The sequence below is a fragment of the Planomicrobium okeanokoites genome (assembly GCF_003428875.1).
GTDB classification, from domain to species: Bacteria; Bacillota; Bacilli; order Bacillales_A; family Planococcaceae; genus Planococcus; species Planococcus okeanokoites.
Genome location: NZ_QQRS01000001.1, coordinates 494175 through 514284, shown reverse-complemented (window position 1 = coordinate 514284; position 20110 = coordinate 494175). Strand labels below are relative to the sequence as shown.

At 45.3% G+C, this 20110-nt stretch carries 21 protein-coding genes and 2 riboswitches; of the genes, 11 read left to right on the top strand and 10 right to left on the bottom strand.

Translation table 11 applies throughout. The features are described from left to right. Positions 1-195: 195 nt before the first annotated feature. Positions 196-1374 carry a toxic anion resistance protein gene (locus tag D2910_RS02640; protein ID WP_117312318.1) on the bottom strand — a complete coding sequence of 393 codons (1179 nt, stop codon included), beginning with the start codon at positions 1372-1374 and terminating at the stop codon, positions 196-198. Next, positions 1346-2044 (bottom strand): 5-bromo-4-chloroindolyl phosphate hydrolysis family protein, encoded by a 699-nt coding sequence (locus D2910_RS02635; protein ID WP_084245695.1) that lies wholly within the window; start codon positions 2042-2044, stop codon positions 1346-1348. Before D2910_RS02635 ends, D2910_RS02640 begins: the two co-directional genes overlap by 29 nt. Before the next feature lie 428 nt (positions 2045-2472). Between D2910_RS02635 and D2910_RS02630 the strand changes: the two genes are divergently transcribed. The 4 genes from D2910_RS02630 to D2910_RS02615 all read left to right on the top strand — a co-directional run bounded on the left by D2910_RS02630 (position 2473) and on the right by D2910_RS02615 (position 5577). After that, entirely contained in the window at positions 2473-2673 is a 201-nt protein-coding gene (locus D2910_RS02630) for a cold-shock protein (protein WP_033541967.1), read from the top strand. A 301-nt stretch (positions 2674-2974) separates the two neighbouring features. Continuing rightward, the gene (locus D2910_RS02625; RefSeq protein ID WP_117312317.1) at positions 2975-4636 is read left to right on the top strand and encodes a M4 family metallopeptidase; all 1662 of its coding nucleotides are present in this window, start codon (positions 2975-2977) and stop codon (positions 4634-4636) included. A gap of 161 nt (positions 4637-4797) precedes the next feature. Then, on the top strand, positions 4798-5022 hold the full coding sequence (locus tag D2910_RS02620) for a cold shock domain-containing protein (RefSeq protein WP_084245699.1): 225 nt from the start codon (positions 4798-4800) through the stop codon (positions 5020-5022). A gap of 78 nt (positions 5023-5100) precedes the next feature. Continuing rightward, positions 5101-5577: a YkvA family protein gene (locus D2910_RS02615; RefSeq protein WP_084245701.1), complete on the top strand. Its 477-nt coding sequence runs from the start codon at positions 5101-5103 to the stop codon at positions 5575-5577. Between the two features lie 423 nt (positions 5578-6000). Here D2910_RS02615 and D2910_RS02610 read toward each other — a convergent pair whose 3' ends face one another. Further along, positions 6001-7608 (bottom strand): ABC-F family ATP-binding cassette domain-containing protein, encoded by a 1608-nt coding sequence (locus tag D2910_RS02610; RefSeq protein WP_084245703.1) that lies wholly within the window; start codon positions 7606-7608, stop codon positions 6001-6003. 354 nt (positions 7609-7962) lie between these two features. Further along, complete coding sequence (locus D2910_RS02605) at positions 7963-8199, bottom strand: hypothetical protein (RefSeq protein WP_084245705.1); 237 nt, start codon at positions 8197-8199, stop codon at positions 7963-7965. Between the two features lie 87 nt (positions 8200-8286). Between D2910_RS02605 and D2910_RS02600 the strand changes: the two genes are divergently transcribed. From D2910_RS02600 to D2910_RS02590, 3 genes are read left to right on the top strand one after another with little or no spacing between them, the layout of a single operon-like run. Next, a complete protein-coding gene (locus D2910_RS02600; RefSeq protein WP_117312316.1) occupies positions 8287-9465 on the top strand; it encodes an MFS transporter in 1179 nt (392 codons plus the stop codon). A 33-nt stretch (positions 9466-9498) separates the two neighbouring features. Next, positions 9499-10224 carry a YjjG family noncanonical pyrimidine nucleotidase gene (locus D2910_RS02595; RefSeq protein WP_117312315.1) on the top strand — a complete coding sequence of 242 codons (726 nt, stop codon included), beginning with the start codon at positions 9499-9501 and terminating at the stop codon, positions 10222-10224. Beyond that, positions 10221-10721, top strand: a complete 501-nt coding sequence (locus D2910_RS02590; RefSeq protein ID WP_117312314.1) for a GNAT family N-acetyltransferase — start codon at positions 10221-10223, stop codon at positions 10719-10721. The genes D2910_RS02595 and D2910_RS02590 overlap by 4 nt, the downstream gene beginning before the upstream one ends. A gap of 49 nt (positions 10722-10770) precedes the next feature. On the opposite strand, the gene msrA is transcribed toward D2910_RS02590, so the two are convergent. After that, entirely contained in the window at positions 10771-11307 is a 537-nt protein-coding gene (gene msrA / locus D2910_RS02585; protein ID WP_117312313.1) for a peptide-methionine (S)-S-oxide reductase MsrA, read from the bottom strand. A 192-nt stretch (positions 11308-11499) separates the two neighbouring features. Here msrA and D2910_RS02580 point away from each other — a divergent pair, with 192 nt between their 5' ends. The 4 genes from D2910_RS02580 (at position 11500) to D2910_RS02565 (ending at position 14789) form a co-directional block, all read left to right on the top strand. Then, on the top strand, positions 11500-12444 hold the full coding sequence (locus D2910_RS02580) for an LCP family protein (RefSeq protein ID WP_084245715.1): 945 nt from the start codon (positions 11500-11502) through the stop codon (positions 12442-12444). Positions 12445-12504: 60 nt separating this feature from the next. Then, positions 12505-13695, top strand: coding sequence for an AI-2E family transporter (locus D2910_RS02575; protein ID WP_084245717.1), 1191 nt, complete (start codon positions 12505-12507; stop codon positions 13693-13695). Between the two features lie 62 nt (positions 13696-13757). Further along, on the top strand, positions 13758-14177 hold the full coding sequence (locus D2910_RS02570; protein ID WP_084245719.1) for a sporulation protein: 420 nt from the start codon (positions 13758-13760) through the stop codon (positions 14175-14177). 129 nt (positions 14178-14306) lie between these two features. Next, a complete protein-coding gene (locus D2910_RS02565; RefSeq protein ID WP_117312312.1) occupies positions 14307-14789 on the top strand; it encodes a DUF4362 domain-containing protein in 483 nt (160 codons plus the stop codon). 83 nt (positions 14790-14872) lie between these two features. Here the strand turns inward: D2910_RS02565 and D2910_RS02560 are convergent, their stop codons facing one another. The 5 genes from D2910_RS02560 to D2910_RS02540 form a co-directional block, all read right to left on the bottom strand. Further along, complete coding sequence (locus D2910_RS02560; RefSeq protein WP_117312311.1) at positions 14873-16114, bottom strand: DUF5667 domain-containing protein; 1242 nt, start codon at positions 16112-16114, stop codon at positions 14873-14875. Positions 16115-16189: 75 nt separating this feature from the next. Next, positions 16190-16272: riboswitch (cyclic di-GMP riboswitch) on the bottom strand. A gap of 143 nt (positions 16273-16415) precedes the next feature. Beyond that, on the bottom strand, positions 16416-17174 hold the full coding sequence (locus tag D2910_RS02555) for an energy-coupling factor transporter transmembrane component T family protein (RefSeq protein WP_240633538.1): 759 nt from the start codon (positions 17172-17174) through the stop codon (positions 16416-16418). Next, positions 17155-18585, bottom strand: coding sequence for an ABC transporter ATP-binding protein (locus D2910_RS02550; RefSeq protein WP_117312310.1), 1431 nt, complete (start codon positions 18583-18585; stop codon positions 17155-17157). The genes D2910_RS02555 and D2910_RS02550 overlap by 20 nt, the downstream gene beginning before the upstream one ends. Beyond that, positions 18578-19159 (bottom strand): ECF transporter S component, encoded by a 582-nt coding sequence (locus D2910_RS02545; RefSeq protein ID WP_084245729.1) that lies wholly within the window; start codon positions 19157-19159, stop codon positions 18578-18580. Before D2910_RS02545 ends, D2910_RS02550 begins: the two co-directional genes overlap by 8 nt. Beyond that, positions 19152-19754, bottom strand: a complete 603-nt coding sequence (locus D2910_RS02540) for a YkoF family thiamine/hydroxymethylpyrimidine-binding protein (protein WP_117312309.1) — start codon at positions 19752-19754, stop codon at positions 19152-19154. Before D2910_RS02540 ends, D2910_RS02545 begins: the two co-directional genes overlap by 8 nt. A gap of 110 nt (positions 19755-19864) precedes the next feature. Beyond that, positions 19865-19969, bottom strand: a riboswitch (TPP riboswitch). Positions 19970-20110: the final 141 nt, after the last annotated feature.

Below are 20110 nucleotides of genomic sequence, written 5' to 3'. Positions count from 1 at the left end.
GAATTGCCGTGTTTTTCTTTGATTTTGTCAGGTTTTATCCAGTTAAAAGGGTATACTGTCCGCAGATGAAAAATACTGTCCGGAAACACTGAAATACTGTCCGGAGCAGCACAAATACTGTCCGGAGTAAAAATATGGAAAATAAATTCTAAGCGAAAAAATCCCGCGAAGCATTTTAGCTTCACGGGATTTTTTTTATTGATTTCTGGAGTTTTCGCCTTCGTGGATAGCGAGCAGGCGTTGCTTAAGCTCCACTTCCATTTTGCCGATTTCCATTTCAGCGGCGCGGCGGTTCTTGCGTCCTTCACTTTGGATCTGCAAAGTTTCCTCGATAGTGGTAAGCAGGTTTTCCTGTGTTTTCTTCAATGTCTCAATTTCGATGATGCCGCGTTCATTTTCCTTGGCGGTTTCAATCGAGTTCATTTTCAGCATTTCCGAGTTTTTCAGCAACAGATCATTTGTAGTGGAAGTGACCTGTTTCTGGGCTTCTACTGCTTTCATCTGTTTATTGAGCGTCAAAGCGATGGCAATCTGATTTTTCCAGAGTGGGATGGACGTCATGATGGATGATTGGATTTTTTCTGCTAACGTCTGGTTTGTCTGCTGGATCATGCGGATCTGCGGCGCGCTTTGAATCGTGATCTGGCGTGACAGCTGGAGGTCATAAAGACGTTTATCCAGACGGTCGACGAATTGCACCATATCGTTTACTTCCTGATAGGCCATCTGATCATCCGATGCCTCAGCCTTTTTACGGAGGGCAGGGATGGTTTCGTTCAGAATTTCATCCCGCTTAATCTCAGCAGCTGCAATGTAGACGTTCAGTGCCTGGAAATACATCTTGTTCTGATCATACAATTCTTCGAGCATTTGCACGTCTTCAAGAAGTCCGCGTTTGGAATGGTCCAATTGGATGCTGATGCGGTCAACCTGGGTGCTCAATTTCTGGTATTTGGTCATGATTTCCTGAACGGAGTATTTAGCTTTGGCAAATAATTTACGGATGCCTGATTTTTTCGTTTCGGTCAATTCTTCGGGATTCAGTTCCTGTAATTTTTTCATCAGATCATGCAGGACGTCGCCGACAGGGCCGATATCTTTCTGCTGTACATGATCCAGCATTTTATGCGAGAAATTGCCGAGCTGGCTTTGGGCATTCGCCCCATAAGTCAAAATCGCTTCGTGGTTGCCGGCTGGGATCTGTTTTGCAAGCTCCTGGGCTTTTTTCTTGTCTTCATTTGATAGCTTATCCATTAGCAATACCGGGCGTCCGCTCTGCTGTTCGGCAGGGGACTGCTCTTTTTCCAGCTGAATGCCGAATGGCGACTCCAACAAATCATCCAATTCACTTCGTGTCGATTGATTTTCGTTCATTTTCCACGTCTCCTTCATCATCGGTCAAGGATTGAACCAATAGTTTCTGATTTTGCTGTTTGTCGACAGCCAATCGCGCATAATCAAGTTCCATCCGAAGCTGTTCCACATCGGACGACAGCACTTTCTTCAAATCATTCTGCATGACACGGTTCATTGATTGCAGAGTTTCGCGGGTGTCCTGCAATGCGATTTTGATGTCACGGTCCTTAACGGGCTGACCGACAAGCAGGGTATATTTTTCGGTCAGTTCCAAAGCAGAATCGAGATGTGAATAAAAAAAGGATTCAGCGAGATAAAATTTTCTTGGATGCTGCTGCACGACTGCAATGATTTTATTGGAGAGCTTGGTCATTTCCATCAATTGCCTGAACGAAGAAATGGATCGCACCCGGTAATATTGGCCTTGCAGACGTTTGGTTTTAAGTTTAGCTTCCTGTACCTGTTTCAGTACATGTTTATATTCACTCCTCGTCATCCCCAGTTCTTTGGAAGTGGAAGAGAATTGAACTTGTTTGATTGTCGAATTGCTGGCAAGATAGGTTCCGGCAGCAATTGCTCCAGATGCGAGCAATCCAATTTCCGCCCCCAAATAAAGGATTGGAAACATCACTCCTGTGATCGGGAGGCTGACCGATTGTCTTCTTATAAAGTTTTGGACTCGGTTCATGCGGAAGTCACTCCTTAATTGCATTTCCATAATATACATACGATTGAATGCGTGAAAGGTTTCATGCAGGCTTTCTTTATCCCCATTTTACGGGAAAGGCATAGCCAATACAAACTTCGGAATCATATGCTGGTGCAGATGCATATCACTGGACAGACAGCGTTTTATTTGGCAAAATGCAAGTATAGAATTTGTAATTCTGTGTTTCATAAGAGGAATTCCAAAAAAATAATTATAAATATTTAGATTTGTTTGACACTTACGCGCAATTTAGGTATTATAGAGGAAATAAATACTATCTTCACCAACTACAGCTATTCACATATTCCAAAAAGTGATCAGCACGTGATGGTACTTTTTGGAATATGTGAATTTTTTTATGGAAATTCACATATTGAAAATTTTTTTATTACCAGGAGGTTTTTTACATGCAAGAAGGTACAGTAAAATGGTTTAACTCAGAAAAAGGATTCGGCTTCATCGAAGTTGAAGGCGGAGATGACGTATTTGTACACTTCTCAGCGATTCAAGGCGAAGGCTTTAAAACGCTTGACGAAGGTCAAAGAGTTGAATTTGAAGTAGAGGAAGGCAACCGCGGACCTCAAGCTACAAACGTAACTAAATTGTAATCTCCAAGAGCTGCTCATTGCGAGCGGCTCTTTTTTTTTATGCATTTTGAATACATAATATTCTGTTAATTTAAGATGGGTAATGGAAATCTGCTACTTTAATCTATGGTGTAAAGACACATAAAGTAAATATACCTATAATTTATATGAAATATCTGAAAACTTTTATTTTACCAAGTTCAATAATCTCCTTTAGAGTAAAATAAAAACACATAATCCAGCCTATATATTCAGAATAATTAAACAGTTATGCTGTTAACACCGAGCTAAGATGCCGGTAAGACGAGAAGGAGTGGATTTGATGAACAAGAAAAAATTACTGACTTTAAGTTTAGCAGCATCACTGGCGTTATCAGCAACTGCGGTTTCCGCAAATAATGCACCGGGGCAGAATGCCTCTGAAAAAGTGCATGTGAATAAGGAGACTCAGACACCGGATTTTATTTCCGGTAAACTGACTGCTCCATCCAATAAACCTGTGAAGGAAATCGTGTTTACATATTTGGAGCAAAAAGAGGAAGCTTACAAGATCGGCAAAAACGGTGCTTCCAATTTCAAGATTGTCAGCCAGAAAAAAGATGATCTCGGCTTTACTAAATTGAAATTGCAGCAAGTCTTCAAAGGTGTTCCGGTATTCGGTTCTGTCATCAATGCGCATGTAGATGAGAATGGAGTTCTGACTTCAGTTTCCGGAAATCTTGCGCCAGAACTGTATGATAAGCAATCATTGAAGAAAGGAGCGACAGTAAAAGCTGATGCAGCTCTCAAAACTGCGGCAGCTGACCTGGCGAAAAAAATCGGGGAATCACCGGAACTGGAGCATGAAGCAGCCGCTGAACTGGTTGTCTATGTGAAAGACGGCAAAGCTAATTTTGCCTACAGTGCAGAATTCGAATTCCTGTATCCGGAACCGGGGAATTATCAATATTTTATCGATGCTAAAACGGGTGAAGTTTTGGATTCCTATAATCAGATCCATGAAGCTAAGCCTTCTGCCGGCGGTGGAACGTTGACAGGAAACGATTCGACGGCTACCGGTAAAGGCGTTCTTGGCGATACGAAAACATTCAATACGCTTCTCAATAATAACGGATCCTATTTAGTGGATCGCACACGCGGAGACGGAATCTTCACTTATGATGCCAAAAATCGCACACGAACACCGGGCACGCTATGGCTCGACAGCGATAATGTATACAATGCCGCTTATGACGGTGCCGCTGTTGATGCCCATGCATATGCAGGACAAACCTACGATTATTTCCAGAATGTTCATAACCGCAACAGCTACGATGGCAACGGAGCGCAATTGGTTTCGACTGTCCATTATGGCCGCAGCTATAATAATGCATTCTGGAGCGGCTCGCAGATGGTTTACGGGGACGGGGACGGCAGCCAATTCATCCCGTTGTCAGGTGCACTTGATGTAATCGCCCATGAGCTGACGCACGCCGTAACAGATACGACGGCAGACCTGATCTATCAGAACGAGTCGGGTGCGATCAACGAATCCATGTCCGATATTTTCGGGACTCTAGTTGAATACCACTTCAATAATAATCCGGACTGGCAGGTGGGCGAAGATATTTACACCCCGAATGTTGCGGGTGATGCACTTCGCTCCATGGAAGATCCGACTTTGAGCGGGGATCCTGACCATTATTCGAAACGCTATACCGGCACGGGTGACTACGGCGGTGTGCATATAAATTCAGGCATAAGCAATAAAGCCGCATACTTGCTTGCTAATGGCGGAACGCATTACGGTGTCAGTGTAAATGCTATCGGCAATGATAAAGCAGGGGACATCTACTACCGTACGTTGACGCAGTATTTGACTCCAAACTCGAACTACAGCCATTTCCGCGCTTCAACGATTCAGGCAGCCACTGACCTTTATGGAGCTTCCAGTGCGGAAGTTGCAAGTGTGAAAGCCGCATTCTCTGCTGTTGGAGTCAATTAAACAGGCGAAAGCAAAGCTAATAGAAGACGCAAGTTGGAGGTCCACGAATGTGGGCCTCTTTTTGAGTGCGATCGCCTTTCTTATTATAGAAGAAAGTTTAAGCCATTGCTTTTGGAGGGTATAAAATAATGGTAGAGGAATTGATAATAGGAGGTTTTATTATGTCGGACGAAGTATTGTCAGGTGAAGGTAAAGTGAAATGGTTCGATGGAGATAAAGGATATGGCTATATCACAGCTCCTGACGGAGAAGAGTTTTTTGTCGAAACGATTTCCATCAATATGGATCTTGGCGTTTTGGTGCCTGGACAGGAAGTTAAATTCAATATCGTTGAAGGAAACCCGGAACGGGAGCGAATCGCTACAAACGTGACGATGAAATTTTAAATTATTTTTGATCGTGAGTTTGATGATCGTTCGATTCAGGTTATAGTAATTATAAATAAGTATAGAGGGGGAGAGCCAATGACAAACGATACGTTAAAGAAACCACTGCCAAATGAAGAAGAGCAGCGGGACTTTTATCAGAAGTTGCGTTATAAGATTCATAATTGGGTGGAAAGCAAGGACGGCAAAGGAAGTAAATTCCTGAAGTATGTATTATTTGCGCCAGACTTTTTCCATCTCTTGATGAAAATGATGCTGGACAGCCGCATCGACAGCAAGAGCAAATCGATGATCGGGGCAGGTATCCTTTATTTCTTTGCACCGGTCGATCTGTTGCCGGAAGTTCTGATGGGACCTGCCGGTTTTGCCGATGACGTAGTGGTGGCAGTTTATATTGTGAATTCATTATTGAATAAATACCCGAAAGAAATCGTGACATCACATTGGGCCGGCGATGAAGATCTGCTTATGGTAGTCAGCCGCCTGGCCAGCACAGGAAATAAATGGGCATCACGTTTGCCTGCAGGCAAAATGGTGAAGCGTTTCCTGAAATGATATATGAAAATCCCGCCACACATTCCTTCGGAGTGTATGGCGGGATTTTCAGCTCGTCGAGAAAAATTAGCTTTTTAAATCATTTCACTGCTGCGTGAGCCTCCTCGATAGCTTGCGAAAACGATGCTACTGTCTCTGCATCGGACCGCTGGATTCGAGACATGAATAAACGTATTCTTTGTAGAAAGCAATTCTGAGATATGGAGCAAACCAGCGAGACTCCCAGGGGATTAGAAACGGAGTTGGCTTTTCAACTCCGTTTCGTGCGAAGTGCTGAGATCCACTCGGACGAAGGGGACCGAGTCCGAGTTAGCTCAGTGCAAGCCCCCAGGAAAGCGAAGCGGTTTTGCGCAATATCGGTTATTTTGTTTAACAAGAATAAAAATCCCGCCACACTTTCAAAGTGTGGCGGGATTTTTTAGGTTAGTTAGTAATGCCTTGCGATTCTTTCCATTCAAGGAATTCATCATAAGTCAATTGCTTGTCGAGGATGGATCCGTCTTCGCGGATTTCAATCACACGGTTGGCAACTGTCTGGATGAACTGATGGTCATGCGATGTGAAGACCATCGCGCCTTTGAAAGCGATCATGCCGTTGTTCAATGCCTGTATTGACTCCAGGTCCAAGTGGTTGGTAGGTTCATCCAACAACAGGACGTTGGCATGTGACAGCATCATTTTAGAAAGCATGCAGCGTACTTTTTCGCCACCTGACAATACAGATGGTTTCTTTTTAACTTCTTCGCCGGAGAACAGCATTCTTCCGAGGAAGCCACGTAGGAAGGTTTCGCTTTCATCTTCCGGTGAATATTGACGAAGCCAATCAACCAGCGACAGCTCGCTGCCTTCAAAGTAAGCTGTGTTATCAATCGGAAGGTATGCGCGTGACGTTGTAACGCCCCAGCGCGCAAAGCCTTCTTCCGGCTCATCTTCTTCGGCAAGTATGCGGAGCAAAGCGGATTTCGCTAATGGATCTCCGATCAATACGATCTTATCATCTTTATTCATATTGAAATTGATACCGCTCAATAGTTTATTGCCGTCCACTGTCTGGCTCAAGTCTTTAACCGTCAAAACGTCGTTGCCGATTTCGCGGCCGATCGTAAAGTTGACGAATGGGTATTTTCTCGATGAAGGACGGATATCGTCCAATTCAATCTTATCAAGCATTTTTTTACGCGACGTGGCTTGCTTCGATTTGGAAGCATTAGCTGAGAAGCGGGCAATAAAGGCTTGCAATTCTTTGATTTTTTCTTCTTTTTTCGCGTTTTGGTCAGAAGCCAGGCGAGTCGCCAATTGGCTTGACTCATACCAGAAGTCATAGTTTCCTACATACAGCTGGATTTTACCGAAATCCAGATCCGCAATGTGCGTACAGACTTTATTCAAGAAGTGACGGTCATGCGATACGACGATGACGGTGTTTTCAAAGTTCATGAGGAAGTCTTCCAGCCATTGGATCGCTTTAAGATCTAAATGGTTGGTAGGCTCATCGAGAAGAAGAACGTCAGGTTTGCCGAAAAGGGCCTGTGCCAAAAGCACTTTCACTTTATCGGAACCGGATAGTTCAGCCATTTTCTTATCGTGCAGATCATCCGAAATACCAAGTCCCTGCAAAAGTATTGCGGCTTCAGATTCAGCTTCCCAGCCGTTCAATTCTGCAAACTCACCTTCGAGTTCAGCTGCGCGCATGCCATCTTCATCAGAAAAATCTTCTTTCATATAAATGGCATTTTTCTCAGTCATGACATCATATAATTTCTTATAGCCCATCATTACTGTATCAAGAACTTGTTTTTCTTCGTATTCGAAGTGGTCCTGCTTCAATACTGCAAGGCGCTCACCAGAACCCATATAGACATTGCCGGATTGTGCTTCAAGTTCACCGGAAAGAATTTTGATGAACGTGGATTTACCGGCACCATTGGCTCCGATTAGTCCGTAGCAATTTCCCGGGTTGAATTGGATGTTCACGTCTTCGAATAATTTACGGTCACCGAAACGTAAACTTACATCATTTACTGCTATCATTAATACGTACCTCCTAAATTTCACAATGCAATTAGTATACCATGAAATGGCCAAAAACAGATAGCATCTGAATGCAGTGTTCGATAAACTAAAAGAGTGTGTTTCGATAAGAGATATTCTTTCCATACCGCTTCGGCGCTTTGGACAAGGCTCACACAATAAGCCGAGAAGATCACTCGTCTTATTGTTCCGCCCAGTCCTGGAGCGCGCCTTCGCTAGAATTTTCTCTAGTGGTGTAGATCACAACAGCGAAGATGACTTGGGAAATAAGTTCAGCGCGAGTCCCCGGCAAGGGAAGCTGTTTTGCGAAACATCGGTTATATAATTTTCTTTATTTTATTTTTAAAAATGTTGCTAAACCTTATATTTTCGTGCCTTATAGGCTTCAAGAAGGCCGAGGTCCTTATTGAGTAAATACTCCATTTTTACGTAATCGCGCCGGTTCGGAATATGCTCGGGCGTCAGGCCTTTCATGGTAAAGATGAAATAATAGCCGCCGATTTGGCGGAACCATACAACGACGTGAGGAAATTCATCAAATATTGCTTTTATGTTATAGCGTTTCGCGTAACTCCAATTTACAAGTTTCATAAAAGTAACCGCCTTTCACTGCCCTTATTTTAATAAAATTTTGCGGCGAACACAAGTTTGATTGGCGCAGGAAGAGGTGTTTCCATTTTGACAGACAAGCAAAAAAAATCCGCGCTCGGCATAATGGTGCTGGCGATCCTTTTTGTATCCGTAAATCTCCGTCCTGCCATTTCATCGATCGGGCCGTTGCTGGATACGATTCGGGAAGAGTTGTCGCTGACAAGCAGCGAAGTGAGTCTGCTGACTTCGGTTCCCGTTTTCTGCATGGGGTTGTTTGCTCCGCTTGCGGTTGTTTTTAATAAAAAGCTCGGACTGAAAAAATCCATCGCGGTTCTGTTGACGGCGATCGGGGCATTCACCTTGCTCCGCGGATTTCTGCCGACATATCCTGTACTTCTGGCCAGCGCATTTTTTATCGGTTTATCGATTGCGATCATCAGCCCGTTGCTGTCTGCGATGATCAAGCGGAATTTTCCGACCCGGACAGCTTCATTGATTGGTGTCTATTCATTCGGCATGGGGCTCGGGGCAACATTGGCGGCGGGTTTGACGGGTGTTTTCTATTCATTTGCGGGATGGCCAACTGCCTTGGCAAGCTGGGGGCTGCTGTCGATTGCAGCGATCATCTTATGGCTTCGCGTAAAGGAGCCGGCAGCTGAAGTTGCTGAAATTCCGATGGAAGGTGCAGCAGTCGTTTCGCCGTGGAAAAACAGGCGCGCCTGGTATATGCTGCTGTTTTTCGGTTTCCAGTCGGCTTTGTTCTTTTCCATCATTACCTGGCTTGCGCCGATTGCCATCGAAAAAGGCATGTCAATACTGGTTGCAGGTGCAGTTTTGACGGTCATGTCGACTGTACAGATCGCCTGCAATCTATCGATTCCGCTGCTTCTTGAAAAATGGCCAAGCCGGCATTTATGGATCATGGTCAGTCTTGGGTTCGGAGCGGCAGGTGTTCTATTATTGATGTTTGGCAGTACGGCATTGATCTGGCCGGCAGCCGTATTTATCGGCATCACACTAGGAGGCTTGTTTCCTTTGGCATTGATGATGCCGCTTGACGAAAATTCGTCTCCGGATGACGTCAACAGCTGGACTGCGATGATCCAATCGGGGGGGTATATCATCTCCGCGCTGACACCATTCGCGATCGGTTTATTTTATGACCGGTTCCAAAACCATATGATATCTCTTAGCCTGTTCCTGGGTTTCATCGCGATTCTTATGGTATTCGCTTTTTTATTGAAAGAAAAACCTGCAACTGAGTAAAATCAATACGAATCAAAAAGGGGAAGACCAATTATGAAAGAGCAGATTTACACTACGATTATCTTTGACATCGACGATACATTAATGGATTTTGCATTATCCGAACAAGCGGCATTACATAACACGTTCATGGAATTCGATCTGCCGAATGGTTTCATGGATATGCATGCCAGTTACAGAGCCATCAGCAAAGTTCTTTGGCAGGATCTCGAGCAGGGCAATATTGCATTGCGGGAACTTGGCATCGAACGTTTCCGCAGACTGTTTCTGGAACATCGCTCAGACAAAGACCCAATCGCTTTCAGCAGCGCTTATTTAAGCTATCTGGGCAAGGAGGCGCATTTGATGGCGGGCGCTCTTGAAGTTCTGGAGCAGTTATCGCATTGTCGGCTAATGATAATGACGAACGGTTTTGGAGAAGTGCAGACATCCAGACTGAAAAATTCGGATCTTGGCCAGCATTTTGACCACATTGTCATCTCTGAAGAGGCTGGGTATCAAAAGCCGGATCCCGGAATCTTCGAATTCGCTTTTTCTAAAATCGGAGTTGAAGCGAAAGAGAACGCGATTATCGTCGGCGATTCATTGACTTCAGATATTCAGGGCGGCATCAATTATGGCATTGATACAATCTGGTTCAATCCATCAGCCAAAAAGAATGAGAGTGCAGTGGAGCCGACTTTTGAAATAAGAGATCTTCTGGAAATCATTGATATAGTAAATGGAAGTTTTACGCAAGGAAAGGAAGGATCCAAGTGATCATCAGACAAGCGGAAACTGCTGACGCGGAACGATTAGTGAGCTTGATGGCTGATGCAGAAAGATCAGGCTTCATGCTATTTGAACCGGGTGAAAGGCAAATAGCACCGGATCAGTTAAGCAAAAGAATAGCGGCGGTTGAACAGGATGAAAAATCGGCGATACTGTTGGCAGAAGACAATGGGGAACTGAAAGGTTATCTCTTCATCATCGGCAACAGCACTCAGCGGAGGAGCCATAATGTGTACCTGGCCATCGGTATTGCTGAAGCAAGCCGGGGACAGGGAGTGGGAATGCGATTATTTGAAGGCCTGGATAGCTGGGCAGCGGAAAATAATATCCACCGCCTCGAATTGACGGTGATGATGCACAATCGCGCCGGTGTCGCTTTATACCAGAAGGCGGGCTTTAAAATAGAAGGAATCAAAAAGAACTCGTTGAAAATCGACGGGGAATACATAGATGAGTATTATATGGCGAAGCTGCTAGGTGAATAAATAGATAGATAAAAAACGGACGCTTCCATTTCTGAAGCGTCCGTCAGTATTATTTTTCGATTTTTTCCTGTTTCCATACGGCATCTAGAAAATCATCACGGCCCGATTGAGCACGGTCTTCCAGATAATGTTCTGAGTTTTTCTTATAATAATCCTGGTGGTAGTCTTCTGCAGCATAAAAAGGTGCAGCATCTAGAATTGGTGTGTTGACCGGTTTATTGTATCGTCCGGATGCATCCAGTTCCTGCTTTGAAGTTTCGGCGATTTCACGCTGTCTGTCATTATGGACAAAGATGGCAGGTCTATACTGATCTCCGCGATCCTGGAACTGTCCTTCATTGTCTGTTGGATCGATCTGCTGCCAGAAAATATCAAGCAGCTGCTCATATGGGAAAACTTCCGGATCGAATGTGATTTCGACCACTTCAAGATGGCCGGTTGTGCCAGTCTTGACCTGCTCATAAGTGGGATTTTCCACATGCCCGCCGGAATAACCCGATACCACTTTCTCTATTCCGTCAAATTGGTCAAACGGTTTGACCATACACCAGAAACAACCGCCTGCAAATGTTGCTTTCTCTGCCATAATCATTCTCCTCCTGTCGTTCATAAAAGAAATAGTACCACTGCAACTGTTTACAGACAATAAAATTGTTTATACTGTATGGAGATAAGGTGAAATCAGCTTTCAAGAATCCGTAAATATAAAAAGCCAACCGAAACCTGCAAAAGTTCCATGCGTCATATTTGCATGGATATAGAAAGGAATGTGTCATTAATGGAAGAAGAACGTCAACTAAGAGGTAAACGCCGCAAAAAAAGAAGATTTCGGAAACGGGGAATCCTATTCCTTTTGATGATTGTATTGCTTGCCCTTGGCGCTTACTTTTTTATGCAGTACCAAAGCGGCAAGAAACTGGCAGAAGAATCGGACTTGCCGGAAGTCGAATTCAATAATGATGAAGAGAACGATGGCTACGAAAACATCCTGGTTCTGGGTGTGGATGCACGGGGAGAAGAGAAATCCCGTACAGATACGATGATGCTCGTCGCACACAATAAAGAAACGAATGATGTGAAAGTCGTGTCATTCATGCGGGACATCTATGCGGAAATTCCTGGATATCAATCGTATAAATTGAATACAGCATATTATTTAGGCGGCGTGGATCTGCTGGCTGATACGCTGCGCAATATGTTCGGTGTGGAAATTCAGCATTATGCACTTGTCGATTTCTCCAGTTTTGAGAAGTTGGTGGATATTGCCGCGCCGAATGGTGTCGAAATGGATGTCGAAAAAGATATGTCCGAGAATATCGGCGTCTCCCTGACACAAGGCGAACAACGTTTGAACGGCAAGGAATTGCTGGGCTATGCTCGTTTCCGGGCAGACAATGAAGGGGATTTCGGCCGTGTGCGCCGCCAGCAGCAGGTGCTAGCCGCTTTGAAAGAAGAAATGATCAGCATCTCCGCAATTCCGAAATTCCCGAAATTGGCGGGAGCCGCACAAGGTTATGTCCAAACCGATATGCCAGTGCTTGATCAAGTAAAGCTGGCGACTGATATGGCAACCGGTGGAACGGAAGGCGTCGAAAGGCTGACAATTCCCGTTGAAGGCAGCTACAGCTATGGCAGTTATGCGCAAGCCGGATCTGTCCTGGAGATAAATCTGGAACAGAACCGACAGGCATTAAGTGAATTTTTAGATCAGCCGCTGCAATGAAAAATTCTGAAAATATGATAAAATAAAATAGAATAGTCCATATGGAAAGTAGGGCGCGCCATGGAACCAGAAGATAAGCCATCCTTTTTCAGAACGAATTACATTCAGTTCCTGGGAGGCCGAAACACGTTATTCACATTAATCGCTTTAGTATTGATCGGTTTGATCATTTTCATATTCAGGGAAGTGTCATTCATCTTCAATCCGCTGAGCGTCTTTATGCAGACAGTCGTTTTGCCGGTTACGCTGGCTATGATCCTGTATTACTTGTTGAGACCTGTACTTAGGCTTCTTGAGCGTTTCCGCATCAAAAGGATATGGGGGATCCTGATCATCTTCATGGGTGTCGTCGGTATGTTGACGCTTGTCACTTTCCTGATCCTGCCGTTTCTCAGAGAGCAGCTGCAGATGCTGATTGAAGAGTTCCCGCAATATTTCATGCAGTTATTGACAGACATCGACGCGTTTCTTCGGACTTCTTTTGTCGGGGATTACTATACCGGCTCCAATTTCGACATCGATCAATTGATGGAAACGCTGCCGGACAATCTGGCCGGCATACTCCAGGATGTTGTGGCAAGCATCATTACCGGGATCACTGGTTTCCTTTCGACCATTACAAGTTTTGTCCTGTCGATCGTCATTGTTCCATTCATTTTGTTTTATTTGCTTAAAGACGGCGAAAAGCTTCCTGAATATATATTAAAACTTCTCCCACCGCGTCTGCGCGATGATACGCGAGAGGTATTTGGGGAAGCGGATAGGCAGTTAAGTGCTTACATTCAAGGGCAATTGATCGTCGCTTTCTTAATCGGCGTCATGGTTTTCATAGGATTCCTGATCATCGGCATGAAGTATGCACTGCTTTTGGGTGTATTGGCTATGTTCACAAGCGTCGTCCCGTATATCGGACCAGCCATCGCGATTACACCTGCAGTCATCATCGCCCTTGTAACTTCGCCATTCATGTTAGTGAAGCTTGCAATCGTATGGACAGTGGTACAATTGGTGGAAGGAAACATCATTTCCCCGCAGGTCATGGGAAAAACACTATTTATCCACCCGGTCACGATCATTTTCGTGCTGTTGACTGCCGGCTCACTGTTTGGTGTAGCGGGGGTTATCCTGGGTATTCCGGCCTATGCGATTCTGCGGGTTCTGGTATCCCATATATTCAAGCTGTTTAAACGCAGATACAATAAACATGAACCTGTGCTCGACAATCAATATGATTACACGGAGCTGCACTAGAAGTTTACAGTTAAACCGGAAGTGGTAAAGGGATAATACAAATATTTGGAGGTTTCCGAGATATGAAATTCAAAGAGTTTTTATCATCTATCGGCTTTGGCTCGATGAAAGTCGAAACAGTTGTGGAGAGGCCGCATTTGGAAGAAGGCGAGACCTTGAACGGCACCATCTATTTTGAAGGGGGAGACTCCGACCAGGAAGTTGACTACGTGGAATTACATGTCATTAAAATAATCGACGATTATCGTGAAGACAGTGATTTCAACATTATCGAAACCATCGTAGCCAAGCAATCCATGGAATTTGCGGGATCCGTCAAGTCTAAGGATACAGTGATGCAGCAATTTGAAATCGTGCCGGATGAACGCTGGCTGGTGGAAACCGATAAAGCGCGTCTGATTTTGCGGACGATAGTGCACATCCGCGAAGGTGTGGATGTACGTGATGAAGACGAGATTACATATGGGAAGATTGAAGGCTGATAAAGCCTTCTTTTTTTTGTGTCTATAAAATTGGATGGTTAACAATTGTAAGAACTATAAAAAAAATTTAAGTTACTATGCTAATATTTAGAAAGAGTTCGGTTTTTTTAGGAAGGGGGATAGTCGTTAATGAAAAGATTTTTTATTATATCAGTCATTTTGTTTACCAGCATATCTTTGTCTGGCTGCCAGCAGTCATCCGGTGCTGATACTCCTGCGGTACCAGCAGACAATCCTGAAAATCCTTACCCACCTGAAGAGGCGATCGAGAACGGAGATGTTGTCAATATTTTTGGGGAGATAACCAACTTGGAAACATTCACTAGTTTCACAGAGAATTTTGAAGCGGAGATTGAAGATGAAATCCGCATCACTTTATACACAGTAGAAGGTGATCCGTTTTTCTATAATCTTAACTTTGATGGCAGTGAAATCCATTATACTTACGATGATTCTCAAGATAGTTATGCCGGTTCTGATAGAGGCATTTATAGTACGACATGCTCTGAAATAAACAGTGAAAATACTGAAGATGGGACTCTGTACAGTTTGGAAGGATGTTCATCTTCGGATATTGGCGGCACCTTTTATTTTATAGTTTCGGAATCCTGATTAAAGTGGATATCAAGCCATTAACCTAATGAAAAAGGCAGATTGGATACCATCTATCCGATCTGCCTTTGATTATTATTGTTTTAAGGTTTAGATTTCTCGCCAGGTTTTTCCTGCTTTTCTTTTTCTTTCTTAGCCGATTTCTCAGCTTCACGTTTTTCCTCAGCCGCAGCCTTCTCAGCTTCGCGTTTTTCCTCAGCCGCAGCCTTCTCAGCTTTGCGTTTTTCCTCTGCAGCAGCCTTCTCAGCTTCACGTTTTTCCTCAGCCACAGCCTTCTCAGCTTCACGTTTTGCTTCAGCCGCAGCTTTCTCAGCTTCGCGTTTTGCTTCAGCCGAAGCTTTCACAGCATCACGTTGCTCCTCAGCCGCAGCTTTTTCTTCAGCTTTCTCAGCTTTGGCGGCGATTTTTTCTTCTTCGGACCGTTCTTCTTCAGGCTCAGAATCTTCGTCTGCAGAAGGAGTGGATACTGTTTCATCTTCAGTATCTAATTCTTCATCAGCATCTTCGGATTCCTCGGACTCTTCTGGTTGGTCTTCAGGGCTATCTGCATTTTCAGCTGTTTCATCTGCAGCGCTTTCTTCAGCAAGAGCATCCGATTCCTCTTCTGTTTCTATTTCTTCATCCGATTCATTTAACTTGGCAAGCTCTTTTTCAATTTTATTCTCCAGACGCTCCATCGCTTTGGCGACATTTTTAGCCAGCGATTCCTTTGCCTGCGGATTCGTCACTTTCTCCATCGCTGCTTGCAGCGCCAGCAGGCTGGAACTGAACTTGGCTTCCAATGCAGCACGCGCATCTTCTTCCGTCAAATCGTCATCCGTTTCCGAACCCATATCGACAGGTTCTTCTTCAGCCTCTTCAGCTGGAAGTTCTTCTCCGTCCGGTTCGTCAGCAGGCGGCTCTTCCGTTTCATCTTCTTCGCCATCCACCAGTTGGTCCAAGCCTTCTTCATACAGCGCCAATGCTTTCTCCAGCGTTTGGACTGCCAATTCCTCATCGCCGGCAGCCATCAAAGCTTCCGCTTCCAGAATGCGCTGCTCTGCATACTCAGCAAATAATTCCGCTTCCGCAGCTTGGTCAAACGTGAAAGCCAATTGGACCGTTTCCTGCAATTGCTTCAGGAAATAAAAGAAGTCACCCGGCACCAGTGCGGGTTCTTCCGCTACAGTTGTGTCAGTTGCATTTTCTTCAGCAGCTGGAGAATGTTCATCGGCTGAGGCAGCCAGTGCATTCAACGACAGCATGCCAGCTGAAGCAATCACCCCGACTGCAAAATAGCGCTTGATCTGTTTGGAAACTTGTTCTTTTTTCTGTTTTGATAACATTCCATTACCCCCGAGTTCTTTTTTTCATTGCAAAAGAACATTGAACTCTACTCTAAAAAAGTATCATCCGCCATTCCCGGCAGTCCAGCCGCCATAGCCGAAGCCACAGGCCTGTAACTTTGCGTCACAGCCTTTCAGCTGTTTTGCCTTTATACAAGATGCGAATAAATATTTTGCTTAGCTTTGAAAGAAAAACAGAATATTATTGCCACTTAAGTTTAAATGAATACTATAGAACTAGGTAGGGTAAAATGAACTTATTTATTGTATATATTTTCAAGTGGAATGGTTTTAAAATCACTCAAGAAGATAGAACCGTACCCGTAATCGAAGAAAGGATTACAAGCAGCAAGATTGCGGCAGATAAAGCAAAATCTTTAGGCTTTATAGACACAGGCTGATAGAACTCTTTTCGGGCTTCACCGGTAAATCCACGCGCTTCCATCGCAAAAGCGGAGCGCTCCGCTTTTCTCACAGCTCCGGCAAGCATCGGAATAATGATTCTGCGGATATTAAGAAGCCTCTGCCACCAGTATTTTTCAACCGCTGTTCCGCGGAGGCGATGTGCCTGTTGGATCTGAAAGAATTCATCTCTCAGCACGGGGAGGAACTGATAGCCCACCAACACACCATAGGCTAGTTTTGGTGACAGTTTCAATTGCTGCATCAGGCTCATGACGAATTTTACCGGATCCGTCGTCAACGCGAACAGGAGAGAGAGGGAAGAAAACGCCAGAACACGGAAAGACAGGGATAACGCCAATGCCAGCTGCCTATCAGTCACATCATGGCCGAACAGCGACCAGATGACTGTGCCGCCGGTTTCAGCACTGAAAACGATCGTTGTCCAGAGATAGCCGAATGCGCCCAGCACAAAAGGGAACATGTACAAAGTCCAAAGCTTCCAATTGATGCTGCTGAAAACGAACTGCATCAAAAGGATGCTGATAAAAACGAGCAACGGCGTCCAAGGATTGAAGAAAAACGCGAGACCAAGCATCGCGATCGTCACTGTGATGAATTTCATCGCGGGATTCATATCATGCAAAAGATTCCGCACGTCGCGTCACTCCTTTCGGCGCTAGCAGGTTATGGGATGCAAGCAGTTCCACGTCTTGCCACACTCTCTCGGAAATGAATTTACCGGTCATTCTGCCGTCTTTTAAAAGCACAACAGAATCGGCGACTGCGGCCGCGAACTCCATATCATGCGTGACGATAAAAACAGTATCTCCCTGGTCCAACCGGCTGTCGATAAGTCGGAACAATTCCAAAAGCGCCGCTTCATCCTGGCCTGAAGTCGGTTCATCGAGAAACAGCACATTTCGTTTATCCGCGAGCATCGCTCCGATAGCCACCCTGCGTTTCTGGCCGTGGCTGACAGCAAAAGGATTGTGTTCTTTGATATCCGTTAAACGGAGAGACTCTATGAGATCATTCAGTTCCTGTTGGGAAGACGTTCCGCCAAAAGCCAGTTCGTCAAGGACTGTTGAAGTCAGAAACAGAAATTCTGGTGATTGTAGCACATAGCCGCACGGGTCTGATGCGAATTTCACGGCTTCTTTTTTATAGATGCCGCAAATCGCTTTCACCAACGTCGATTTTCCGCTGCCATTTGGTCCTGCAATAACAATGCATTCCCCTTTTTTTGCAGTCATTGATAAAGGGTGGAGCAGTGTATTGCCTTTCACATTGACTGAAAGTCCCGTCGCAATTAGAACGGTGGGATCCAGGATTGAATTCAACCGAAGCGGGTACCGCAATGTTTCATGTGGCTTGAAGATGGCGTCTTCTGAAATTCTGCCATCGCTCGTAACCTTAATCTCCCGGTCAAAAAATGTTCCCCAATAATCCAGCCTGTGTTCAACGGCAACGATTGTCAGATGAAATTTCTTCTGCAATTGATCGAGCCAAAGGATGAATTCTTTGGCGGTATATGGATCGAGATGCGAAATCGGTTCATCAAGCAACAGGACTTCAGGATTCATGACCAATGCACAGGCAGTGGCAACCCGCTGTTTCATTCCGCCGGAAAGTGTTTGGATTGAAACATGCCGGAGGTGGGACAGACCGGTTATGTCCAGGACATGGCGGATCCGCTCCTCCATTTCGCTTGCCGGGGTATTCAAGTTTTCCAGTGTGAAGGCAAGTTCTTCTTCGACCGTCGGCATACAGAATTGCGAATCCGGATCCTGGAAAACAGTCGCCACGCGGTGGTTGATTTCTCCCGGTGCATAAGAATCAGCCGCTTTGCCGAATATGTGAATTTCGCCATTCACGATGCCATCACAATTGGCGGGGTAGAGCCGGTTCAATAAATACAGCAACGTCGACTTGCCGGAGCCGCTGGGACCGGAAATGGCGACCCGTTCGCCGCGCTCGATTGCAAAAGAGATGGATGAAAGTGTCGGTGATTGGTCATCCGGAAAACGGAAGCTGACATTATTCATTTTAAAGATAGTGTCAGGCATTGGCATCACGCGGCTGTGTCCGGGCAATGGCGTAGCCGCGAAGTGAACCGGTCGCAAGCAGCGCATCGCCGATATATTTGCCGCCGATGCCGGCAATGATTGCTCCGCTCAATACACGCAGCGTAAACATCAACGCGACGAATGAAGGATCCAGTGCTGCATAGCCAGAAACGAAATAACCGTAGATAAAGCTGAATACAGCCGCACCGATTCCTGCGAGCATAAAGACGAAAATATTAAAGTGGCGGTAACGCGTCACAGCAAAAGCGGCTTCAGCGCCGAGCCCCTGAACAATCCCGGAAAGGATGAGACGCGGACCAACCGCATTTCCAAGCATCACTTCGATGATTGCCGCCATGGTTTCGGGAATTAAGGCAGCGCCGGGCTTACGGATAATGTGCATACAGATGATTGAAACGATAAACCAGATGCCGAACATCCATTCATAGGCGATGGGGCCGATCAGCCCAGCCCATATATTGCCGAGGTGGATGAATAACAGGTAGACGATGCCAAACACGACTCCGAACAGGGACATCAATACAATTTCCTTCAGTTTCCACGATTTAAGCATTTTCGCTGCCCCCTTTGTGAGATGGACTGTTGATGCTCATGGAGACCGTCATGACCAGATGTCGGTGTTCATCAGAACGTGCATGGGTGAATGATTCTTCAAAGAATGCAAAGACATCGTGTATATCACCGTGGATTCCGCTGGCATAATGCATCGAATCGTTCCAGACGCCGTGCTCTTTTGCCCGTTCCACTTCACGGTAAATGACGCTCATATAATCCGGATTGTTCATCGGGTAAAGCGCAAATTGCGACGAGACATATTGTTTGGTGTCGTCCGTGTTCAATAGCACATCGTCTTTGTCGAGGTACACATCTCCTGAGGTATCTCCCGGGCAGCCGATGGAGAACGTGCCGTTCAATGCCACATGTTCGCCGGTTTTGGCTGCATGCAGCGTGAGCGCTTTTGCTACATTGAAAACGTGGTTCTGTTTTCCGCGGATGACGGTTGAGACATCATCTGTGTGTTTCCAAACGTTTGAGGTGTCGGTTTCATTCAACGCCCCTTTGATGATTTTGATGAAGTCGCCGGACATCGGATTGAGCGTAAAGCGAAATCCGACGATGGGGCTCGTGCCGCATTGCAATGGTTCCATAACAATATTCCTCCTTAAAAATGTGCACAAAAAAGGCCGCATCCGTGAAGATGCAGCCACTGTTCCATGCAAATTAAAAGGAGAGTCGAGCTCCTGAAAAGTTCGTTTTGCGGAAAGTCACCGCACTTCCTCACGCAGGTCCTAACCTGATCGAGTCATAAGGGATCGGAGCTTTCGCTCGCATCTCAGCTAAATAAGCACCCCCAGTGCAGAAAACGGTATGCGGTTTTTGTGTTCGGGTTGTCCCGATGGCTCTAGTGTAAATGAAGGGAGGGGGGAAGTAAAGGGTATTTTGTAAACATGATATTCCGCAAAACAGCTCCGAAGACATTAGCCAAAGCTTGCGAGGATAATGT

Bases quoted from the DNA above. Each gene is read 5' to 3' on its own strand.
- D2910_RS02605 (WP_084245705.1), bottom strand. From the start codon at position 8,199: ATGAAACTTGTAAATTGGAGTTACGCGAAACGCTATAACATAAAAGCA.
- D2910_RS02610 (WP_084245703.1), bottom strand. From the start codon at position 7,608: ATGATAGCAGTAAATGATGTAAGTTTACGTTTCGGTGACCGTAAATTA.
- D2910_RS02640 (WP_117312318.1), bottom strand. From the start codon at position 1,374: ATGAACGAAAATCAATCGACACGAAGTGAATTGGATGATTTGTTGGAG.
- D2910_RS02565 (WP_117312312.1), top strand. From the start codon at position 14,307: ATGAAAAGATTTTTTATTATATCAGTCATTTTGTTTACCAGCATATCT.
- D2910_RS02625 (WP_117312317.1), top strand. From the start codon at position 2,975: ATGAACAAGAAAAAATTACTGACTTTAAGTTTAGCAGCATCACTGGCG.
- D2910_RS02550 (WP_117312310.1), bottom strand. From the start codon at position 18,585: ATGCCTGACACTATCTTTAAAATGAATAATGTCAGCTTCCGTTTTCCG.
- D2910_RS02560 (WP_117312311.1), bottom strand. From the start codon at position 16,114: ATGTTATCAAAACAGAAAAAAGAACAAGTTTCCAAACAGATCAAGCGC.
- D2910_RS02545 (WP_084245729.1), bottom strand. From the start codon at position 19,159: ATGCTTAAATCGTGGAAACTGAAGGAAATTGTATTGATGTCCCTGTTC.
- D2910_RS02630 (WP_033541967.1), top strand. From the start codon at position 2,473: ATGCAAGAAGGTACAGTAAAATGGTTTAACTCAGAAAAAGGATTCGGC.
- D2910_RS02620 (WP_084245699.1), top strand. From the start codon at position 4,798: ATGTCGGACGAAGTATTGTCAGGTGAAGGTAAAGTGAAATGGTTCGAT.
- D2910_RS02615 (WP_084245701.1), top strand. From the start codon at position 5,101: ATGACAAACGATACGTTAAAGAAACCACTGCCAAATGAAGAAGAGCAG.
- D2910_RS02580 (WP_084245715.1), top strand. From the start codon at position 11,500: ATGGAAGAAGAACGTCAACTAAGAGGTAAACGCCGCAAAAAAAGAAGA.
- D2910_RS02595 (WP_117312315.1), top strand. From the start codon at position 9,499: ATGAAAGAGCAGATTTACACTACGATTATCTTTGACATCGACGATACA.
- D2910_RS02540 (WP_117312309.1), bottom strand. From the start codon at position 19,754: ATGGAACCATTGCAATGCGGCACGAGCCCCATCGTCGGATTTCGCTTT.
- D2910_RS02575 (WP_084245717.1), top strand. From the start codon at position 12,505: ATGGAACCAGAAGATAAGCCATCCTTTTTCAGAACGAATTACATTCAG.
- msrA (WP_117312313.1), bottom strand. From the start codon at position 11,307: ATGGCAGAGAAAGCAACATTTGCAGGCGGTTGTTTCTGGTGTATGGTC.
- D2910_RS02570 (WP_084245719.1), top strand. From the start codon at position 13,758: ATGAAATTCAAAGAGTTTTTATCATCTATCGGCTTTGGCTCGATGAAA.
- D2910_RS02635 (WP_084245695.1), bottom strand. From the start codon at position 2,044: ATGAACCGAGTCCAAAACTTTATAAGAAGACAATCGGTCAGCCTCCCG.